At 70.6% G+C, this 16,106-nt stretch carries 15 protein-coding genes; 5 read left to right on the top strand and 10 right to left on the bottom strand.

Going from position 1 to position 16,106, the window contains the following annotated elements; translation table 11 throughout:
* The first annotated feature begins 98 nt into the window (after positions 1–98).
* Positions 99–2,177, top strand: a complete 2,079-nt coding sequence (locus ACFWJW_RS12715) for an MFS transporter (protein WP_387238831.1) — start codon at positions 99–101, stop codon at positions 2,175–2,177.
* 44 nt (positions 2,178–2,221) lie between these two features.
* Here ACFWJW_RS12715 and ACFWJW_RS12710 read toward each other — a convergent pair whose 3' ends face one another.
* The 6 genes from ACFWJW_RS12710 to ACFWJW_RS12685 form a co-directional block, all read right to left on the bottom strand.
* Complete coding sequence (locus ACFWJW_RS12710) at positions 2,222–2,746, bottom strand: GNAT family N-acetyltransferase (RefSeq protein WP_387238829.1); 525 nt, start codon at positions 2,744–2,746, stop codon at positions 2,222–2,224.
* Between the two features lie 66 nt (positions 2,747–2,812).
* Positions 2,813–3,145: an antibiotic biosynthesis monooxygenase family protein gene (locus ACFWJW_RS12705; RefSeq protein ID WP_387238827.1), complete on the bottom strand. Its 333-nt coding sequence runs from the start codon at positions 3,143–3,145 to the stop codon at positions 2,813–2,815.
* A gap of 91 nt (positions 3,146–3,236) precedes the next feature.
* Positions 3,237–4,301, bottom strand: coding sequence for a DUF2330 domain-containing protein (locus ACFWJW_RS12700; protein ID WP_387238991.1), 1,065 nt, complete (start codon positions 4,299–4,301; stop codon positions 3,237–3,239).
* Positions 4,302–4,520: 219 nt separating this feature from the next.
* A complete protein-coding gene (proP, locus tag ACFWJW_RS12695; RefSeq protein ID WP_387238825.1) occupies positions 4,521–6,020 on the bottom strand; it encodes a glycine betaine/L-proline transporter ProP in 1,500 nt (499 codons plus the stop codon).
* 450 nt (positions 6,021–6,470) lie between these two features.
* On the bottom strand, positions 6,471–7,502 hold the full coding sequence (locus tag ACFWJW_RS12690) for a CU044_5270 family protein (RefSeq protein WP_387238824.1): 1,032 nt from the start codon (positions 7,500–7,502) through the stop codon (positions 6,471–6,473).
* Positions 7,495–8,136, bottom strand: coding sequence for an RNA polymerase sigma factor (locus ACFWJW_RS12685; protein WP_387238821.1), 642 nt, complete (start codon positions 8,134–8,136; stop codon positions 7,495–7,497). The genes ACFWJW_RS12690 and ACFWJW_RS12685 overlap by 8 nt, the downstream gene beginning before the upstream one ends.
* Before the next feature lie 114 nt (positions 8,137–8,250).
* Between ACFWJW_RS12685 and ctaD the strand changes: the two genes are divergently transcribed.
* Positions 8,251–9,897, top strand: a complete 1,647-nt coding sequence (ctaD, locus tag ACFWJW_RS12680) for a cytochrome c oxidase subunit I (protein WP_387238818.1) — start codon at positions 8,251–8,253, stop codon at positions 9,895–9,897.
* 80 nt (positions 9,898–9,977) lie between these two features.
* Entirely contained in the window at positions 9,978–10,313 is a 336-nt protein-coding gene (locus ACFWJW_RS12675; protein WP_387238815.1) for a hypothetical protein, read from the top strand.
* A gap of 52 nt (positions 10,314–10,365) precedes the next feature.
* Here ACFWJW_RS12675 and ACFWJW_RS12670 read toward each other — a convergent pair whose 3' ends face one another.
* The 4 genes from ACFWJW_RS12670 to ACFWJW_RS12655 all read right to left on the bottom strand — a co-directional run bounded on the left by ACFWJW_RS12670 (position 10,366) and on the right by ACFWJW_RS12655 (position 13,923).
* Positions 10,366–11,064, bottom strand: a complete 699-nt coding sequence (locus ACFWJW_RS12670; protein WP_387238812.1) for a hypothetical protein — start codon at positions 11,062–11,064, stop codon at positions 10,366–10,368.
* Between the two features lie 162 nt (positions 11,065–11,226).
* Positions 11,227–11,625 carry a DUF6114 domain-containing protein gene (locus ACFWJW_RS12665; protein ID WP_387238809.1) on the bottom strand — a complete coding sequence of 133 codons (399 nt, stop codon included), beginning with the start codon at positions 11,623–11,625 and terminating at the stop codon, positions 11,227–11,229.
* The gene (locus ACFWJW_RS12660) at positions 11,616–12,236 is read right to left on the bottom strand and encodes a DUF6230 family protein (RefSeq protein ID WP_387238806.1); all 621 of its coding nucleotides are present in this window, start codon (positions 12,234–12,236) and stop codon (positions 11,616–11,618) included. The genes ACFWJW_RS12665 and ACFWJW_RS12660 overlap by 10 nt, the downstream gene beginning before the upstream one ends.
* 454 nt (positions 12,237–12,690) lie before the next feature.
* The gene (locus ACFWJW_RS12655; protein ID WP_387238803.1) at positions 12,691–13,923 is read right to left on the bottom strand and encodes a cytochrome P450; all 1,233 of its coding nucleotides are present in this window, start codon (positions 13,921–13,923) and stop codon (positions 12,691–12,693) included.
* A gap of 239 nt (positions 13,924–14,162) precedes the next feature.
* Between ACFWJW_RS12655 and ACFWJW_RS12650 the strand changes: the two genes are divergently transcribed.
* Positions 14,163–15,332: a steroid 3-ketoacyl-CoA thiolase gene (locus ACFWJW_RS12650; RefSeq protein WP_387238800.1), complete on the top strand. Its 1,170-nt coding sequence runs from the start codon at positions 14,163–14,165 to the stop codon at positions 15,330–15,332.
* Positions 15,333–15,478: 146 nt separating this feature from the next.
* Entirely contained in the window at positions 15,479–16,093 is a 615-nt protein-coding gene (locus ACFWJW_RS12645) for a hypothetical protein (protein WP_387238798.1), read from the top strand.
* Positions 16,094–16,106 lie beyond the last annotated feature (13 nt).

The raw sequence follows: 16,106 nt of genomic DNA, 5'->3' as shown, positions 1-16,106 counted from the left end.
GCGGCCGGCGGCGGCCCGGGACGGACGGCCCGGTACCGCACCGGCCGCTCCGGGTCCCCGGCACCGCACGGGACGCTCCGGAACGGAGGAAGACGCTCATGGCGCAGGACACCGGCGCTCCGGCCGTCCCCGGCGAGGACCGGTCCCCGCGGACGGTCCTCGTCGCGATCGGCGCGCTGCTGCTCGGCCTGCTCATCGCGGCGCTCGACCAGACCATCGTCGCCACCGCGCTGCCCACCATCGTCAGCGACCTCGGCGGCCTCAACCACCTCTCCTGGGTCGTCACCGCCTACCTTCTGGCCGCGACGGCCGCGACGCCCCTCTGGGGCAAGCTCGGTGACCAGTACGGCCGCAAGAAGCTCTTCCAGACCGCCATCGTGATCTTCCTGATCGGCTCGGTGCTGTGCGGTATCGCGCAGAACATGGGCGAGCTGATCGCCTTCCGGGCCCTCCAGGGGCTGGGCGGCGGCGGGCTGATCGTGCTGTCGATGGCGATCGTCGGCGATATCGTGCCGCCCCGCGAACGGGGGAAGTACCAGGGCCTGTTCGGTGGCGTCTTCGGCGGGGCGAGCGTCCTCGGCCCGCTGCTGGGCGGGCTGTTCGTGGAATACCTCAGCTGGCGCTGGGTGTTCTACATCAACGTCCCCGTCGGCATCGTCGCGCTCGCCGTCATCGCCGCCGTGCTGCACATCCCGCGCCCCCGCACCCGGCACCGGATCGACTACCTGGGCACCGTGGTGATCGCCGCGGTCGCCGCCTGCTTCGTGCTGATGACCTCGTTCGGCGGCGTCACCTACCCGTGGGCGTCCTGGCAGGTCGTGGGGTGCGGCGTGCTCGGCCTCGCGCTGCTGGGCGTCTTCCTCGGCATCGAGCGGCGGGCCGCCGAACCCGTGCTGCCGCTGCGCCTGTTCCGGCTGCGCACCTTCTCGCTCACCGCCGTCATCGGCTTCGTCGTCGGCTTCGCCATGTTCGGCTCGATGACCTATCTGCCGACGTTCCTCCAGGTCGTCCAGGGCGTCAGCCCGACCATGTCCGGGGTGCACATGCTGCCGATGGTGATCGGCATGCTGCTGGCCTCCACCGGCTCCGGGCAGATCGTCAGCCGCACCGGCCACTACAAGGTCTTCCCGATCGCCGGCACCGGTGTAGTGGCGCTCGGTCTGCTGCTGTTGCACCAGCTCGACGCGGACAGCGGTGTCGCCGGCATGAGCGCCTGCTTCTTCGTCTTCGGCTTCGGACTCGGCCTGGTCATGCAGGTGCTGGTGTTGATCGTGCAGAACGCGGTGCCCTACCAGGACCTGGGCGTGGCCACCTCCGGCGCCACGTTCTTCCGCTCCATCGGCGGCTCGTTCGGCGTTTCCATCTTCGGCACGATCTTCGCCGGCCACCTCGGCCCGCGGATCGCGGACGCCGTCGCCGGGCACCAACTGCCGCCCGGCATCGACCCCTCCAGGATCGCCGAGGACCCGCGGACCGTGGGCAGGCTGCCGGCCGGGCTGCGGGCCGGTGTCCTGGACGCCTACGCCGTCTCGATCACCGATGTCTTCCTCTACGCCGTCCCGGTCGTCCTGGTGGCCTTCGTCCTGGCCTGGTTCCTCAAGGAGGAGCCGCTGCGCAGCAGTGTCACCGCGCCCGACACCAGCCAGGTGCTGTCCTCCAACCCCGTCGAGCGGTCCTCACGCGACGAGGTCGCCCGCGCCCTGTCCACCCTCGGCAGCCGGGAAGGCCGTAAGCACATCTACGAGAAGATCGCCGCACGGGCCGGACTGGACCTCAAACCGGCCGCCGCCTGGCTGATCCTGCGCATCCACCGCTACGGGTCGGTGGAACCGGCACTGCTCGCCGAACGCAGCACCGTGCCGCTGGGCGTGATCAGCGAGAGCGTCCGGCAGATGGAGGTCCGCGGACTCGCCACCCGCGAGGGGCTGTTGCTGCTGCTCACCGACCGCGGACGGGACACCGCGGAGCGGCTCGCGGCGGCCCGTCAGGAGTCGCTCGCGGAGATGCTGGGTGACTGGTGGACCAGGGACCGGCCCACCGATCTCACCGAACTCGTCCACGAGCTGACCGCGGAGCTGTGCGGTTCGGACGCGGAGGAGCCGCACAACGGCGACGCCCGGCCGCCGGTGCCGCGCACCCCGCCGCCCGCGCCCCAGCCACCGGACCTGGCGAAGTGAGCCCGGCCGGCGGGGAGCGGGGACCGGCGCCTGCCCCCGGACCGTCAACGGCCCCCGGCCAGCCGCTTCTCGAAGAAGATCTCCGCGTAGGGATCGTCGTGGTAGGGCTCGATCTCCTCGAATCCGTGCCGCCGGTAGAGCGCCACGGCCTCCACCAGATCCCGCCGGGTGTCGAGCCGTATCCGCTCGGCGCCCAGCCGCACCGCGGCCGTCTCGGCGGCACCCAGCAGCGCGCCCGCGCCGCCCCGCCCGCGCCAGGCGGCCCGTACGAACATCTGCTTGAGCTCCGCGGTGCGCGCGTCCAGCAGCCGCACCCCGGCACAGCCCGCCACGTCCCCGCCGTACCGCGCCACCAGCAGCACCCCGCCCGGCGGCGCCAGATCGGCGCTCGGGTACTCCGCCAGCCCCTCGTCGATCTCCGCCGCCGTCGAGCGGCGGTCCTCATGGAGCGCGAAGTAGCGGTCGGCCACCTCGGTGTAGTAGTCGCGCAGCAGCGCCGCGGCGTCCGGCGAGCCGACCGGTTCGGCCGAGACGGCCCAGGGGAGACGGAGGGTGGCGGCGTCACTCATGGCGCCATTGTCACGGCCGGACCGGGGCCCCGCGCAACGGATTTCGGGTGACGCCGCCGGTGCCGCTCAGCCCTGCTTCGGCCCGGTCTGCTGCACCACCTCGAAGGACCACAGCGTGGAACCGGACGCGGCCGGCTTGGGGCGCTCCCCACCCTCGGCGCCGCCACCCCGCTGGTGCGCGGCCTTCATCGGCCCCTCCATCCACGCCTGGAACGACTCCTCGTCCCGCCACCGGGTGTAGACGAGGTACTGGTCGGTGCCCTCCACGGGGCGCAGCAGCTCGAACCATTCGAAGCCGTCCGAGGAGTCCACGGTCCCGGCGCGCGCGGCGAAGCGCTGCTCCAGGACCTCGCGCTGCTCGGCGGGGACGGTCAGTACGTTGATCTTCACGATGCTCATGCCGACCATCGTGCCGCACGGTGCCCGAGGGGCGCCGGTCAGGGCGGGGTGCCACGGCCGGGCGATGCCCCGCCCGGTGGTATCGGCACCGTCACGTCAGGGGTGGTGGCACCGGGCGCGGCGGCGGCACCGGGCGGCGGCTGCGCAGGACGAGCACCAGCGTGGCCGCTACCAGGAGCAGCAGCGTGCCGCCGACCGTCAGTACCCAGGCCGGGATTCCGCCCACCCTCAGTAGCGCGGAGGTGTAGGTGACCCGGTGGAACGGGGTGTCCCCGGCGGCGCGGACGAGTTCGTGGTCGCCGGTGATGCGCCGGGGCTGCGGGAAGGTCTGGTCGAGCGCGGTCAGAAACGTGCGCCTGGTGCCGCCGAGTGCGCGCAGGGCGCCCACGGGGGTGATCCGGCCCGCGAAGAAGACCTCGGGCTCGGAGCCGCCGAGGGCGCTGCGCGGCTCCATCCGGTGCGGCGCGAGGACGTAGAGCCCCAGCGACTGCGGTGTTTTGGCGAGGCGGGAGAGCCGCATGGGGTAGACGAGCCGGTTGCTGGCGAAGGACAGGTGCAGCGGTTCGAGGGTGCCGGTCAGCGGGTGGTCTGCCGCGGCCGGGGCCAGGCGGATCGCCACGTACTCCCAGCGCTGGGCCACATAGGGGCGGAGTTCGGTGGCCAGTGCGTCGGGGAGTGGGAACCCATTGGTTTTCAGCCAGTTGCGCAGCGCCTGCGGGTCGGTGGCGGTCAGCCGGGCCACGTCGAACGGGCCCAGGCGCTCGCGGCCGACCACCCCGACCCCGGGGCCGCGGGTGCCGGGAGCCGGGGCCTCGGCGGCGGCGCCGTCCCCCTCGAACGGCCAGTCACTGCCCCGGGGCCAGAAGTGGTGGCGCCGCTCGACGGCCGGTGCGGTCAGCGCGGCGAGCTGGTCGAACAGGCCGGGGTCGGCCAGCTCCACCGTGGCCCGGTGCGGCACGGGCATGATCCACGCGGCGTCCGGGGCGGTGCCGTTCACCGTCAGGCTCATCACGATCTGCTCGGACCGGCCGTCCCAGCGCACCACCGAGGTCTCGCGGTCCACCGCCATGGTGGTCTTCGGATCGTGCACCATCGCCCCGCACCCACAGGCGTACGCCGGCCTGGCCAGCGACACCAGCTGCACGGCCAGCAACATCAGCACCACCAGCAGCGCGCGCCGCCGCCCCGTGGTGCGCGCCGCCGCGCCCGTAGCCAGGCTCATCCTCGTCCCCCGTTCACCGCCGCCGGTCAAGTGATCGGCAGCGACACAGACGGCGGCGGGGCGTGGCCGGTTCCCGCCCCTGCCCGGGGGAACGCCGAAGGCCCGGCCGGAAGCATCCGGCCGGGCCTTGCCACGCCTGGGGCAGTCCGCGGATCAGGCCGCCGCGTCGGCCCTCGCCGCGCGCCGGACCTCCTGCGCCTCGGCCTCGGTCTCGACGGCCGGCGGGGAGCCGGGCAGCGGCTTACCGGCGCTCTCCGACATCAGCAGCACGGCGATACCGCCGATCACGGCCGCCGCCATCATGTAGTAGGCGGGCATCATCTTGTTGCCGGTCGCGCCGATCAGGGCGGTGACCACCAGCGGCGTCGTCCCGCCGAAGAGCGACACGGAGACGTTGAAGCCGATCGACAGCGAGCCGTAGCGGACCTTGGTCGGGAACAGCGCGGGCAGCGTGGACGGCATCGCCGCGGTGAAGGTGACCAGCAGCAGGCCCAGCGCGGCCATGCCCAGCGCGATGGCGGCCAGCGACCCCTGCCGGATCAGCAGCAGGGCGGGCACGGACAGCAGCAGGAAGCCGAGGCAGCCCGCGCCGATGACCGGCCGGCGGCCGAAGCGGTCGGTGAGCCTGCCCGCGAACGGCTGGACGCCCATCATCAGGACCATCACCGCCAGCACGACCAGCAGCCCGTGCGTCTCGTCGTACTTGAGCTCCGAGGTCAGATAGCTCGGCATGTACGACAGCAGCATGTAGTCCGTGACGTTGAAGACCAGGACCAGCCCGACGCACAGCAGCAGCGCCCGCCACTGACCGAAGATCATCTCGCGGAGGCCGATCCGCTTCTCGGCCTCGCGGCGCGCCTTCTCCTTCGTCCGCGCCTCCTTCTCCAACTGCGCGAAGGCCGGGGTCTCTTCGAGCCGCATCCGCAGGTAGAGGCCGATGATGCCCATCGGTCCGGCGATCAGGAACGGGATCCGCCAGCCCCAGGAGTTGAGGTCCTCGGTGGACAGCAGCGCGGTCATCAGCGTGACCAGGCCGGCGCCGCCGACGTAGCCGGCCAGGGTGCCGAACTCCAGCCAGCTGCCCAGGAATCCGCGCTTCTTGTCCGGCGCGTACTCGGCGATGAAGGTGGAGGCGCCGCCGTATTCACCACCGGTGGAGAAGCCCTGTACCAGGCGGGCGACGAGCAGCAGGATCGGTGCGCCGACGCCGATGGAGGCATAGGACGGGATCAGACCGATGGCGAAGGTGCCCGCCGCCATCATGATCATGGTGATCGCGAGGATCTTCTGCCGGCCGATCCGGTCACCGAGCGGCCCGAAGACCATGCCGCCGATCGGCCGCACCAGGAACGCCGCCGCGAACGCTCCGAACGTCGACAGCAACTGCGCGGTCGGATTCCCGGACGGGAAGAAGACATGTCCGAGGGTGACCGCGATGTAGCTGTACACGCCGAAGTCGAACCACTCCATCGCATTGCCGAGGGCCGCGGCCGACACCGCACGCTTGACCATCGCGGGGTCGACGACGGTCACCTCGCCCGAGGTGTGCTGCGCGGAGTCCGCGGCGCGGTCCTGCGGGGGACCGGATGCCGCATCTGCTCGACTGCCGACGGGGTGACGGGGCCCGGGTACGACGGGGGACTGCGTCGGCACGTGCTCGCTCGCCTGCGCTCTCTTGGACGACAACATGACATCGCCCGCCGTGGGGAGGCGGGCAGGGCCCGTCAGGACGCGACGGGCAAAGGTCGACCATAGGGGCAGACCGGATCATCACGGACGGTGCGCGGACGACCGCGCAGTCGGCCGTATACCCGCTCCTTGCAGGGGAAACTCCCTTTCGGGGAGCACTTTGGGACACCGCTTGCTGTGATCCATATCGCGAAGATCCGCTGCAACCATCGGCCCGTTGTGACGTGGGCCACGCCCTATGGGAGGGGCGTGGCCGGGCAGGAAAACGGCGCGGCGGGCCAGACCGGACCGCCGCGCCGAGGTGGATCGTCGCGTTCCCTCAAGGGTCGGCCATGACGGCCCGCCCCGCCACTCGGGGGCGCCCCGGCCCGGTGCCCCGGCGCCCTGCTCCGGGCCGCCGGGGTCACCGTCGCCTCACGGCATCCACGCCTCGTACGACATGACCTCCCCCGACTTGATCTTGAACTCCGGCTCGTCCTTGGTGAAGGTGATCTCCAGCCCCAGGAGGTCGCCGGTCCGCGGGTCGAGGATCACCATCTGGCGGGTGGAGTTCGTCGCGCCGTCCGGGCCGTCGTACACATACGCCTGCCCGCGCCGGCCCATCCGGTCGGTGACCACCCCCGCCGGCCGCAGACCGTCCGCATCGGCCAGCATCCGGACGACGGCGGCCGTCTCCCGCGGCCCCGGCGTCCACTCCTGACGGAACGAGGAGAGCGCCGACAGAAGTTGCGGTGTCGTGCTGGTGCCGTCCGCCCCGCCGTACAGCCAGGAGAGCTGTTCGCGCAGCTTCCCGGCGTCCGTCGCGGGCTTCGTCCGGGCGGCCAGCCCGCTGTGCTGGGCCTCCGAGCCCGCCGGATAGGTCTTGCGGTGCAGCACCTTGCCGTCGCTGACGGTCTGCCATGTGCCGTCGTTTTCGTGGATCACCGGACGGCCCGGGTGCCGCGGGTCGGTGGCCACGACCAGCTCCGAGCCGCTGCCGTCGTCGTTCCAGCTGGTGATGCGCTCCTCGGGCACGGTCACGGGGGGCGCGGCGTCCGGGCCCGACTCCATGCTCATGTACCAGCTCTGGAGGTGGCTGCCCCGCCGCGGCCCGTCCTCGCGGCTCGCCGCCCGCGCCCTGGCCTCCGCCCGGAGGGCGAGGGTGTCCAGCGACACGGACGGCGCGTCGGCGTGTACGGGGAGGGCGAGGGGCGCGGCGACGGCGGGGCTGCTGCCGGCGCCGGAGAAGGTCAGCACCAGGGCCGCGGCGGCCGCCGCCGACGCGGCGGCCAGGCCCATCAGCAGGGGCCGCCGGCGCAGCGGACGCGGGCGGCCGCGCGGTTCGGCGCCGGCCGTCAGCGCCGCCAGCCGGGCCTGCGCCCGTGCGGTCAGCGGGCGGTCGCGCCAGCGCCCCTCGTCGGCGGAGACGGGGTCGGCCCGGCGCAGCAGCTCCAGTTCCTCAGTCATGGCGGCGGCCTCCCGCTCGGGTAGGTACGGGGTGGGGGGTGAGGGGACGGGGCGCGGCCGGGCGGGACGCCGGTTCCGGCGAGGGGGGTGCCTCGGGCCGTGGTGGGGGCGCGTCGGACGGGGCGGTGCCGCGCTGGCGCATCCGCTCGATCTGGGTACGGAGCCGGCCGCGCGCCCGGTGCAGCCGCATGGCCGCCGCGCTCTGACCGCAGCCGAGGGTCACCGCCAGCTCCTCGATGGTCAGTTCCTCCCAGGCCGTCAGCCGCAGCACCTCCTGGTCGGCGGGGGAGAGCCGGGCCAGCGCCTCGTGCACCCAGGAGCCGGGCCGCTCGGCGTCCGGACTGTCCACGGTCTGCCGGCGGTGCGCCGCCTCGTGACTGCCGAGCCGGTGCAGCAGCCGCCGGTAACGGCTCAGCCCCCGCACCGTGTTGGCAAGACAGTTCCGGGCCACCCCGTACAGCCAGGGCAGCGGCGCATCGGGGAGTTCGGCGCGGCGTCTCCAGGCTATGGAGAAGACCTCCGCCACCACTTCCTCGACCTCGTGTGCCTGCCCGTCCAGCCGCCGCGCCACGAAGCGGCTGACCGCCCAGTAGTGCGCGCGATAGGCATCGGCGAAGGCGTCGTCCGTGCTCATGAACCCTTGGTGTCCGGCATCGCCCCGATCCTCACACCCTCCGGGGTGAGACTTGCCACCCCGTCTCGTCCCCGCGCCGGTGAGGATCGCGACGGCTCCGGACACCTACCGGGCATGAAGTTTCCCGTGAAGTGGCTGACGACCACTGACCACAAGACGATCGGCACGCTCTACCTGGTCACCGCCTTCGCCTTCTTCTGCCTAGGCGGTCTGCTGGCCCTGCTCATGCGCGCCGAACTGGCCCGTCCCGGTCACCAGATCATGTCGAACGAGCAGTTCAACCAGGCGTTCACGATGCACGGCACGATCATGCTGCTGATGTTCGCGACGCCGCTGTTCGCCGGATTCGCGAACTGGATCATGCCGCTCCAGATCGGCGCGCCCGATGTCGCCTTTCCCCGGCTGAACATGTTCGCGTACTGGCTCTATCTCTTCGGTTCGCTGATCGCCGTCGGAGGATTTCTGACGCCCCAAGGGGCCGCCGATTTCGGCTGGTTCGCTTATGCGCCGCTCTCCGACGCGGTGCATTCCCCCGCCATCGGCGGCGACATGTGGATCATGGGTCTGGCCTTCTCCGGCTTCGGCACGATCCTCGGCTCGGTCAACTTCATCACCACGATCATCTGCATGCGGGCTCCCGGCATGACGATGTTCCGGATGCCGATCTTCACCTGGAACGTGCTGCTGACCGGTGTGCTGGTGCTGCTGGCCTTCCCGGTGCTGGCGGCGGCGCTGTTCGCGCTGGAGGCGGACCGTAAATTTGGGGCGCATGTCTTCGATGCGGCCAATGGCGGGGCACTGCTGTGGCAGCACCTCTTCTGGTTCTTCGGCCATCCCGAGGTGTACATCATCGCGCTGCCGTTCTTCGGCATCATTTCCGAGGTCATTCCGGTGTTCTCCCGGAAGCCGATGTTCGGTTACCTCGGTCTGATCGCGGCGACGATTTCGATCGCCGGTCTTTCGGTGACGGTGTGGGCGCACCACATGTATGTGACGGGCGGCGTGCTGTTGCCGTTCTTCTCGTTCATGACGTTCCTGATCGCGGTGCCGACGGGTGTGAAGTTCTTCAACTGGATCGGCACGATGTGGAAGGGCTCACTGTCCTTCGAGACGCCGATGCTGTGGACGATCGGCTTCCTGATCACCTTCACCTTCGGTGGTCTGACCGGTGTCATCCTGGCCTCGCCGCCGATGGACTTCCACGTCTCGGACTCGTACTTCGTGGTGGCGCACTTCCACTACGTGGTGTTCGGTACGGTCGTGTTCGCGATGTTCGCCGGTTTCCACTTCTGGTGGCCGAAGTTCACCGGCAAGATGCTGGACGAGCGGCTCGGCAAGATCACCTTCTGGACGCTGTTCGTGGGCTTCCACGGCACCTTCCTCGTCCAGCACTGGCTCGGCGCGGAAGGCATGGTGCGCCGCATCCCCGACTATCTCGCCGCCGATGGATTCACCGCCCTGAACACCGTCTCCACCCTTTTCTCCTTCCTTCTCGGACTCTCCCTTCTGCCGTTCCTCTACAACGTCTGGAAGACCGCGAAGTACGCCAAGAAGGTCGAGACCGACGACCCCTGGGGCTACGGCCGCTCGCTGGAATGGGCGACGTCCTGCCCGCCGCCGCGGCACAACTTCCGCACCCTGCCGCGCATTCGCTCCGAATCCCCGGCGTTCGATCTGCACCACCCGGAGATCGCGCACGAGATCGCCGTCATGGCGGACGCCGAGGGCGCCGCCGCCACCGAAATCGGCGCACGCACATGAGCGAGGGAACGCGGATGGGCGAAGACATGCGGAAGACCGCCGGCACGGGGAGCGGCGGAGGAATGCGGAGGGCCGCGGAAATGCAGCTGGACCAGGCCGTCAACGAGATCGAGGGATTTCTCCTCTGGGAGGCGGAGAAGGACCGGGCGCGGACCCGCGCGGAGGAATTCTGTGCCGGCCTGCCCTGGCTCACCGACACCCAGCGGCGGGAAGTGGAGCTGCGCTACTGCCAGGACCAGCACCAGACGTCCCGGGCCTACCTGGAGCGCATCGCGACCCGCAGCGCCGCTTTGCGGACCGAATACGAAGGTGTCTACCGGGCCCTGCGGCGCCGGCTGATCACCGCCTTCCTGGCCGGCACGGTGGCCGTGGCGGCGCTGGCGGCCCTGGCGGCCGTCGGGATGAGCACACGCTGAGAGGGTGACGCCCGCTCGGGGAACGGCCGTCACCCGTGGCTCAGCGGGGTGCTCAGCCGGTGACGGTGATCTGGGCGGCGGGATCGGTGGTGTCGCTCACCGTATAGGCGGCGTTGAACGTCGAGCTGGTCGCGCTGGTCGGGCAGCCGAAACCGCCCACCACCTTCACCGGCACCGACGCGTTGGTGAAGGTGAGGGTGGACGGCGCGCCGTTGGTCCAGCTGCCGTTCACCGTTGCCGCCGAGGTGGGAGCCGCCGTCACCGTGCAGGACGCCAGCCCGCTGGTCTGGAGCACGAACCCGCCGGCCGGGATGGTCAGTCCGGCGGTCACCGGTGTCCCGTACTGCATGGCCACGCCCCAGGTGCCGGTCGTGGTGACGGTCGCGGCGACGCCCGGCATGCTCGTCGTGCAGGAGCCGTAGGTCGCCGGGGTGGTGGAACTGCTCACCGGCCCGGCCGGGTTCTGGTTACCGGGCGCCGCCGGGACCTGCCCACTGGAGACCGAGGTCTTACAGGTGACGGTCACCGAACCGGCCTTGAAGGTGGCCTTGCCGCTGAGCGTGGCGGTGAAGCCGTGACCGGCGGGGCTCACGGTCGTGGACGGCGCGGCGGCGGCCGGTGTCCCGGCCGGCTGGGCGGTCGCGGGGCTCGTGACGGCGAGCGCCAGGCCGAGCGCCGCGACGCTTCCGGTTCCGGCGGTGCGTAAGGCGCGCTGACGGGGCGTACGGCGGGTGGGGTGCGTCATCGTCATCGTGGTTCTCCTTCTGAGGGGTGAGGTGCCGGAGGAGAGGTACGGGCAGCGGTCCGCCCCGTACGCGGATGAAGGCATGGGGGTACGCGTACGGGCGGACGGTGTAGGGCGGGCGGTCGTCGGCGGGCGGGGCGTTGTGGCGGGCGGGGCGTTGCGGACGCCTTAGTGCTCGCAGGGCGCGGGCGCGGTTCCGGGCGCCTCGGGGGTTTCGGGTTCCGTCGGGGCGACCGGCTGCCAGGCGAAGATCATCGAGCCGCCGAGGATCCCGATGACGGTGCCGATCAGAAAGCCGCCGAGGTTGGACATCACCAGCGCGGCCGCCGCGCACAGCACGGTGAGCACGCCCGCGATGCCCCGGTAATACGGCGCGAACCACGCCGAGAGCCCCATCACGATCATCACCAGCCCCATCAGGACCGACGGGATGCCGGCGATCCCCTGTTGCAGCATGATCTTCAGCGGGGCCAGGGGGATGGCGCAGATCTCGGCGCCGGCGACGACGGCCGCCAGACCGCCCCAGAAGGGCCGTCCCCGCCGCCAGCGCCGCCAGGTCAGAAGCATTCCTTCTTGCCCTTGGAGATCTTCATGCTCAGCCCGGACAGCTTGAAGGTCCCCGCGTTGGTGGCCCAGGCGGTCTGCCGCAGCTTGCTGATGCTGACGTCGTCCGCCTGCTGGGCGAAGAGGTCCTGCATGCCCTGAGCGCCGTCCGGTCCCTTGTCGAGGGTGGAGGCGTCCCGGCCGATCTCGATCCGGTGGAAGGACGCGTTGCCGGAGAGCTGGGTGGCGTCCACGAACAGATCGGTGGCCTCGACGGGCGTACTGCCCGTACCGGCGCTGAGGTTGAGCGAGATATCGCCGACGACGGGCAGGTGGGTGACGACCGACTGGCACAGATGGTCCAGCTGGGCGGTCTTGATGGCGGTGACGGCGACCGGCAGGAGATCTCCCCTGGCGTTCGTGTCCACACTGCCGTACTGGGCGAAGCCGTCGCCCTTGAGGCTGTCCGCGGAGACCTTGAACTGCTGTCCCGAGACGGCGAACGACGCCGCCAGTGCCCCATTGGCCAGGGCGATGCCCAGGGCGGCGGTGCCGGCGAGCGCCGGGACGGACAGCACGGCGAACTTCCGCCAGCTGATGCGTCCCGTGACAGGTCTGCCGTGTGCGTCCTTCATGGCGGTATGTCCCCTTCGAAGAGCGGTGGAGCGCACTTGTCGAAACGTGTGGGGGATGCGTGGGCGCAGGGTTGCGCGTGGTGCGGAAGGCGCGCGGACGAGCCGGGGTGAGCGCGGGGGGAGCGTGCGGCTCGGACGCGGGCGGTGCGGAGCGAGCGCGCGCCGGAGGATGAACTGCCGAGTTGTTACTGGCGAGTTGAATGTAAGTCTGCCCATGACGGCTGGCAAGGTTGAGGGAGGAACTGGTTTCGGACATACCGCTGGTCCGGCTTTCTCCGGATCGGCTTCGCGCGCACCGGCCGGCGGTCAGCGGTACTACGGGCAGGTGGGGGAGCACCACGGACGCCCATGGGTCCACGCACCGGCGGGACGCCCACCCGACGCGATCGGGGTGAGCGTCCCGCCCGTATGCCGTTCCGTCTCCGCTGCCGACCCCCGGGCAGCGGTGCTGCCGTCAGCCGTAGTGAACCTGGAGTTCCTTGACGCCGTTGAGCCAGGCCGAGCGGAGCCGGCGCGGGTCGCCCGCCAGGGAGATGCCGGGCATGGCGTCCGCGAGGGCGCCGAAGATCAGGTTGATCTCCAGGACCGCGAGCGACTTGCCGAGGCAGAAGTGCGGGCCGCCGCCCCCGAATCCCAGGTGGGGGTTGGGGTCCCGGGTGATGTCGAAGACCTCCGGGCGGTCGAACACCTCCGGGTCGTTGTTGGCGGAGGAGTAGAAGATCCCCACCCGCTGGCCCTTCTTGATCTCCGCGCCGCCCAGCTCGGTGTCCTGGGTGGCGGTGCGCTGGAAGGAGACCACCGGGGTCGCCCACCGCACGATCTCCTCGGCCGCCGTCTCGGGGCGCTCGCGCTTGTAGAGCTCCCACTGGTCGGGATGGGTGAGGAAGGCATGCATACCGTGCGTGATGGCGTTACGCGTGGTCTCGTTGCCGGCCACCGCCAGCAGGAGCACGAAGAAGCCGAACTCGTCGGAGCCGAGGTTCCCTTCGTGCTCCGCGGCCACCAGTTGGCTGACGATGTCCGTGGCCGGGCATTCCTTGCGCACCGCGGCGAGATTCATCGCGTACGAGATCAGCTCCGTGGCCGCGTTCAGGCCGACCTCTTCGGTGATGGCCAGTTCGGGATCGTCGTACGCGACCATCTTGTTCGACCAGTCGAAGATGCGCGCCCGGTCGTCCTGGGGGATGCCGATGAGCTCTGCGATGGCCTGGAGGGGGAGTTCGCAGGCGATATCGGTGACGAAGTCCCCGGAGCCGTTCCGCCGTGCCTCGGCGACGATCTGCGCCGCCCGGTGACGCAGCGCGTCCTCCAGTGCCCGTATCGAGCGCGGGGTGAAGCCGCGCTGCACGATCTGCCGGACCCTGGTGTGCTCGGGCGGGTCCATGTTCAGCATGATGAGTTTCTGTACGTCTATTTGGTCACGGGTCATGGCCGCGTTGAACCGGATGATCGAGGTGTTGAGGTTCGCGGAGAAGATCTCCGGCTTGGTGGACACCTCCTTGACGTCCTGGTGACGGGTGACGACCCAATACCCGTCGTCACCGAAGCCGGCGATGCCGTGCGGCTGGGCGTTCCACCACACGGGCGCGGTCCGCCGCAGCTGGGCGAACTCGGGGAGCGGAACACGGGACTGGTAGACGTCGGGGTCGGTGAAGTCGAACCCGTCGGGCAGCGCGGGACATGGCATCGGCGACTCCTGGTCCATCCGGCGTCTGACGGTTCATCAGATATGGGTCGCGGTGAAGGTAATCACCACTTCCGCAAGTGGCAAGGGGCGCGGCGACTCCGGTTGTGGACAAGGGGCTTGCACGCCCCTTGCGCCCCGGGGGCCGCCTCATAAGACTGTTTGTAGAACTAGAACGGGTACTAGTTCTTCTTCCGTGGGTGCCGGGACATCCGCGGACGCGAGGAGAGGACGAGTCAGTCATGGCCGCGGAACCCGTCATCGTCGAAGCAGTACGCACCCCCATCGGTAAGCGCGGAGGCGCGCTCGCCAACCTCCACCCCGCCTACCTCCTGGGGGAGACCTACCGCGAACTCCTCGCCCGTACAGGCATCCAGCCGGACTGCGTCGAACAGATCGTGGGCGGCACCGTCACCCACGCCGGCGAGCAGTCCATGAACCCGGCCCGCAACGCCTGGCTGACGATGGGCCTCCCGTACGAGACGGCCGCCACCACCGTGGACTGTCAGTGCGGATCCTCGCAACAGGCCAACCACATGGTCGCCAACATGATCGCGGCCGGGGTCATCGACATCGGCATCGGCTGCGGCGTCGAGGCGATGTCCCGGGTGCCGCTCGGCAGCGGCTCCAAGCACGGACCCGGCAAGCCCTGGCCCGACGAGTGGAACGTCGACCTGCCCAACCAGTTCGAAGCGGCCGAACGCATTGCCCGCAACCGGGGGCTGACCCGCGAGAACGTCGACTCGCTCGGCCTCATCTCGCAGGAGCGGGCGGCCGCCGCCTGGGCCGAGGAGCGCTTCAAACGGGAGACCTTCGCCGTCCAGGTCCCCACCACCGAGGACGAACAGGCCACGGGCCAGGGCATGTGGCGGCTGGTCGACCACGACGAGGGACTGCGCGACACCAGCATGGAGGCGCTCGGCGGCCTCAAGCCCGTGATGCCGACCGCCGTCCACACGGCGGGCAACTCCTCACAGATCTCCGACGGCGCCGCCGCGCTGATGTGGGCCTCCAAGCGCATGGCACGCGCCCTCAAACTCAAGCCACGGGCCCGCATCGTGGCCCAGGCGCTGGTCGGCGCCGATCCGCACTTCCATCTGGACGGTCCCATCGACGCCACCCGCGCGGTGCTCGGCAAGGCCGGTATGTCCCTCAAGGACATCGACCTCGTCGAGATCAACGAGGCTTTCGCCTCCGTCGTGCTCTCCTGGGCGCAGGTCTTCGAGCAGGACCTGGAGAAGGTGAACGTGAACGGCGGCGCCATCGCCCTCGGCCACCCGGTCGGCGCCACCGGCGCCCGGCTCCTGACCACCGCACTCCACGAACTCGAACGCAGGGACAAGGAGTTCGCCCTGATCACCATGTGCGCGGGCGGGGCACTGGCTACGGGGACGATCATTCAGCGGTTGTAGTGCAGGGCCCGGCGGCCACCGGCGGGCCGTCACGCGAAGGGGACGGGGGTGTTCCGGCACCCCCTCCCCAACCTGAGGAAAGCCACAGCTGAGTTGTGCGGAAAGCCGCATTCTGCGAGGCGCGCGATCTCCGTACCGTCGACGACATGACGAACAGATCACCGCGGCAGCTCTCCTCTTCCTCTTCCGCCTCCTTCTCTCTCGCCTTCTCTTCGTTACCTCGGGCAGCGGCTGGTGCATCGGGTGCCGCCGGTGGGTCGGCTGCCTTCGGCGAGTCGGCCGCATCCGGTGGGCCGGCCGGGCCGGGGACCTCGCGGGGGCCACGACGCGTCCAGGATGCGCGGCCCTCCGCACCGGCCCCGGACGCCATCCGTACATGGACGCCCGGTCCTCGCCTCGGTCTCTTCGACGGCGAGCATCCGGCGGAAGAGATCGCCGGCAAGCTGCCCGAACGTCTCGAAGACCTGCTGACGGACACCTGGTACCAAAAGCTCCGGCACCCTTCCGGGGCCCTGCTGGACGTGCTTCGCGCCAACGACCGCACCTGCGACTGGAAGCCGGGCCGAGGCGTGCGGATAGCCCTCTACTCCGCCACCGGCGACCGGGACGTCCCCATAGCCAACACCCGCAGCTGTGCCCGGCAGTTGGCCGGCCACGGCGTCAGGGCCACGGTCGTGGACCAGGGCGCCGATGCCGACCACTACAGGGCATTCCTGCGCTCGGAGCCGTCCATCGCCCGCGCACTGCCGGTCGCCCGCTGATCCGGCTCCGGAG

The sequence above is a fragment of the Streptomyces sp. NPDC127097 genome, from assembly GCF_042724075.1.
Lineage (GTDB): Bacteria > Actinomycetota > Actinomycetes > Streptomycetales > Streptomycetaceae > Streptomyces.
The sequence above is the reverse complement of the archived record's forward strand: the minus strand, read 5'-3'. Positions and strand labels throughout refer to the sequence as shown.

Excerpts from the sequence above, each read along its gene's own strand:
- ctaD (WP_387238818.1), top strand. The coding sequence starts at position 8,251 with ATGAAGTTTCCCGTGAAGTGGCTGACGACCACTGACCACAAGACGATC.
- ACFWJW_RS12705 (WP_387238827.1), bottom strand. The coding sequence starts at position 3,145 with ATGAGCATCGTGAAGATCAACGTACTGACCGTCCCCGCCGAGCAGCGC.
- ACFWJW_RS12655 (WP_387238803.1), bottom strand. The coding sequence starts at position 13,923 with ATGCCATGTCCCGCGCTGCCCGACGGGTTCGACTTCACCGACCCCGAC.
- ACFWJW_RS12675 (WP_387238815.1), top strand. The coding sequence starts at position 9,978 with ATGCAGCTGGACCAGGCCGTCAACGAGATCGAGGGATTTCTCCTCTGG.
- ACFWJW_RS12665 (WP_387238809.1), bottom strand. The coding sequence starts at position 11,625 with ATGCTTCTGACCTGGCGGCGCTGGCGGCGGGGACGGCCCTTCTGGGGC.
- ACFWJW_RS12690 (WP_387238824.1), bottom strand. The coding sequence starts at position 7,502 with ATGACTGAGGAACTGGAGCTGCTGCGCCGGGCCGACCCCGTCTCCGCC.
- ACFWJW_RS12700 (WP_387238991.1), bottom strand. The coding sequence starts at position 4,301 with ATGTTGCTGGCCGTGCAGCTGGTGTCGCTGGCCAGGCCGGCGTACGCC.
- ACFWJW_RS12660 (WP_387238806.1), bottom strand. The coding sequence starts at position 12,236 with ATGAAGGACGCACACGGCAGACCTGTCACGGGACGCATCAGCTGGCGG.
- ACFWJW_RS12645 (WP_387238798.1), top strand. The coding sequence starts at position 15,479 with ATGACGAACAGATCACCGCGGCAGCTCTCCTCTTCCTCTTCCGCCTCC.
- ACFWJW_RS12670 (WP_387238812.1), bottom strand. The coding sequence starts at position 11,064 with ATGACGATGACGCACCCCACCCGCCGTACGCCCCGTCAGCGCGCCTTA.
- ACFWJW_RS12710 (WP_387238829.1), bottom strand. The coding sequence starts at position 2,746 with ATGAGTGACGCCGCCACCCTCCGTCTCCCCTGGGCCGTCTCGGCCGAA.
- ACFWJW_RS12715 (WP_387238831.1), top strand. The coding sequence starts at position 99 with ATGGCGCAGGACACCGGCGCTCCGGCCGTCCCCGGCGAGGACCGGTCC.
- ACFWJW_RS12650 (WP_387238800.1), top strand. The coding sequence starts at position 14,163 with ATGGCCGCGGAACCCGTCATCGTCGAAGCAGTACGCACCCCCATCGGT.
- ACFWJW_RS12685 (WP_387238821.1), bottom strand. The coding sequence starts at position 8,136 with ATGAGCACGGACGACGCCTTCGCCGATGCCTATCGCGCGCACTACTGG.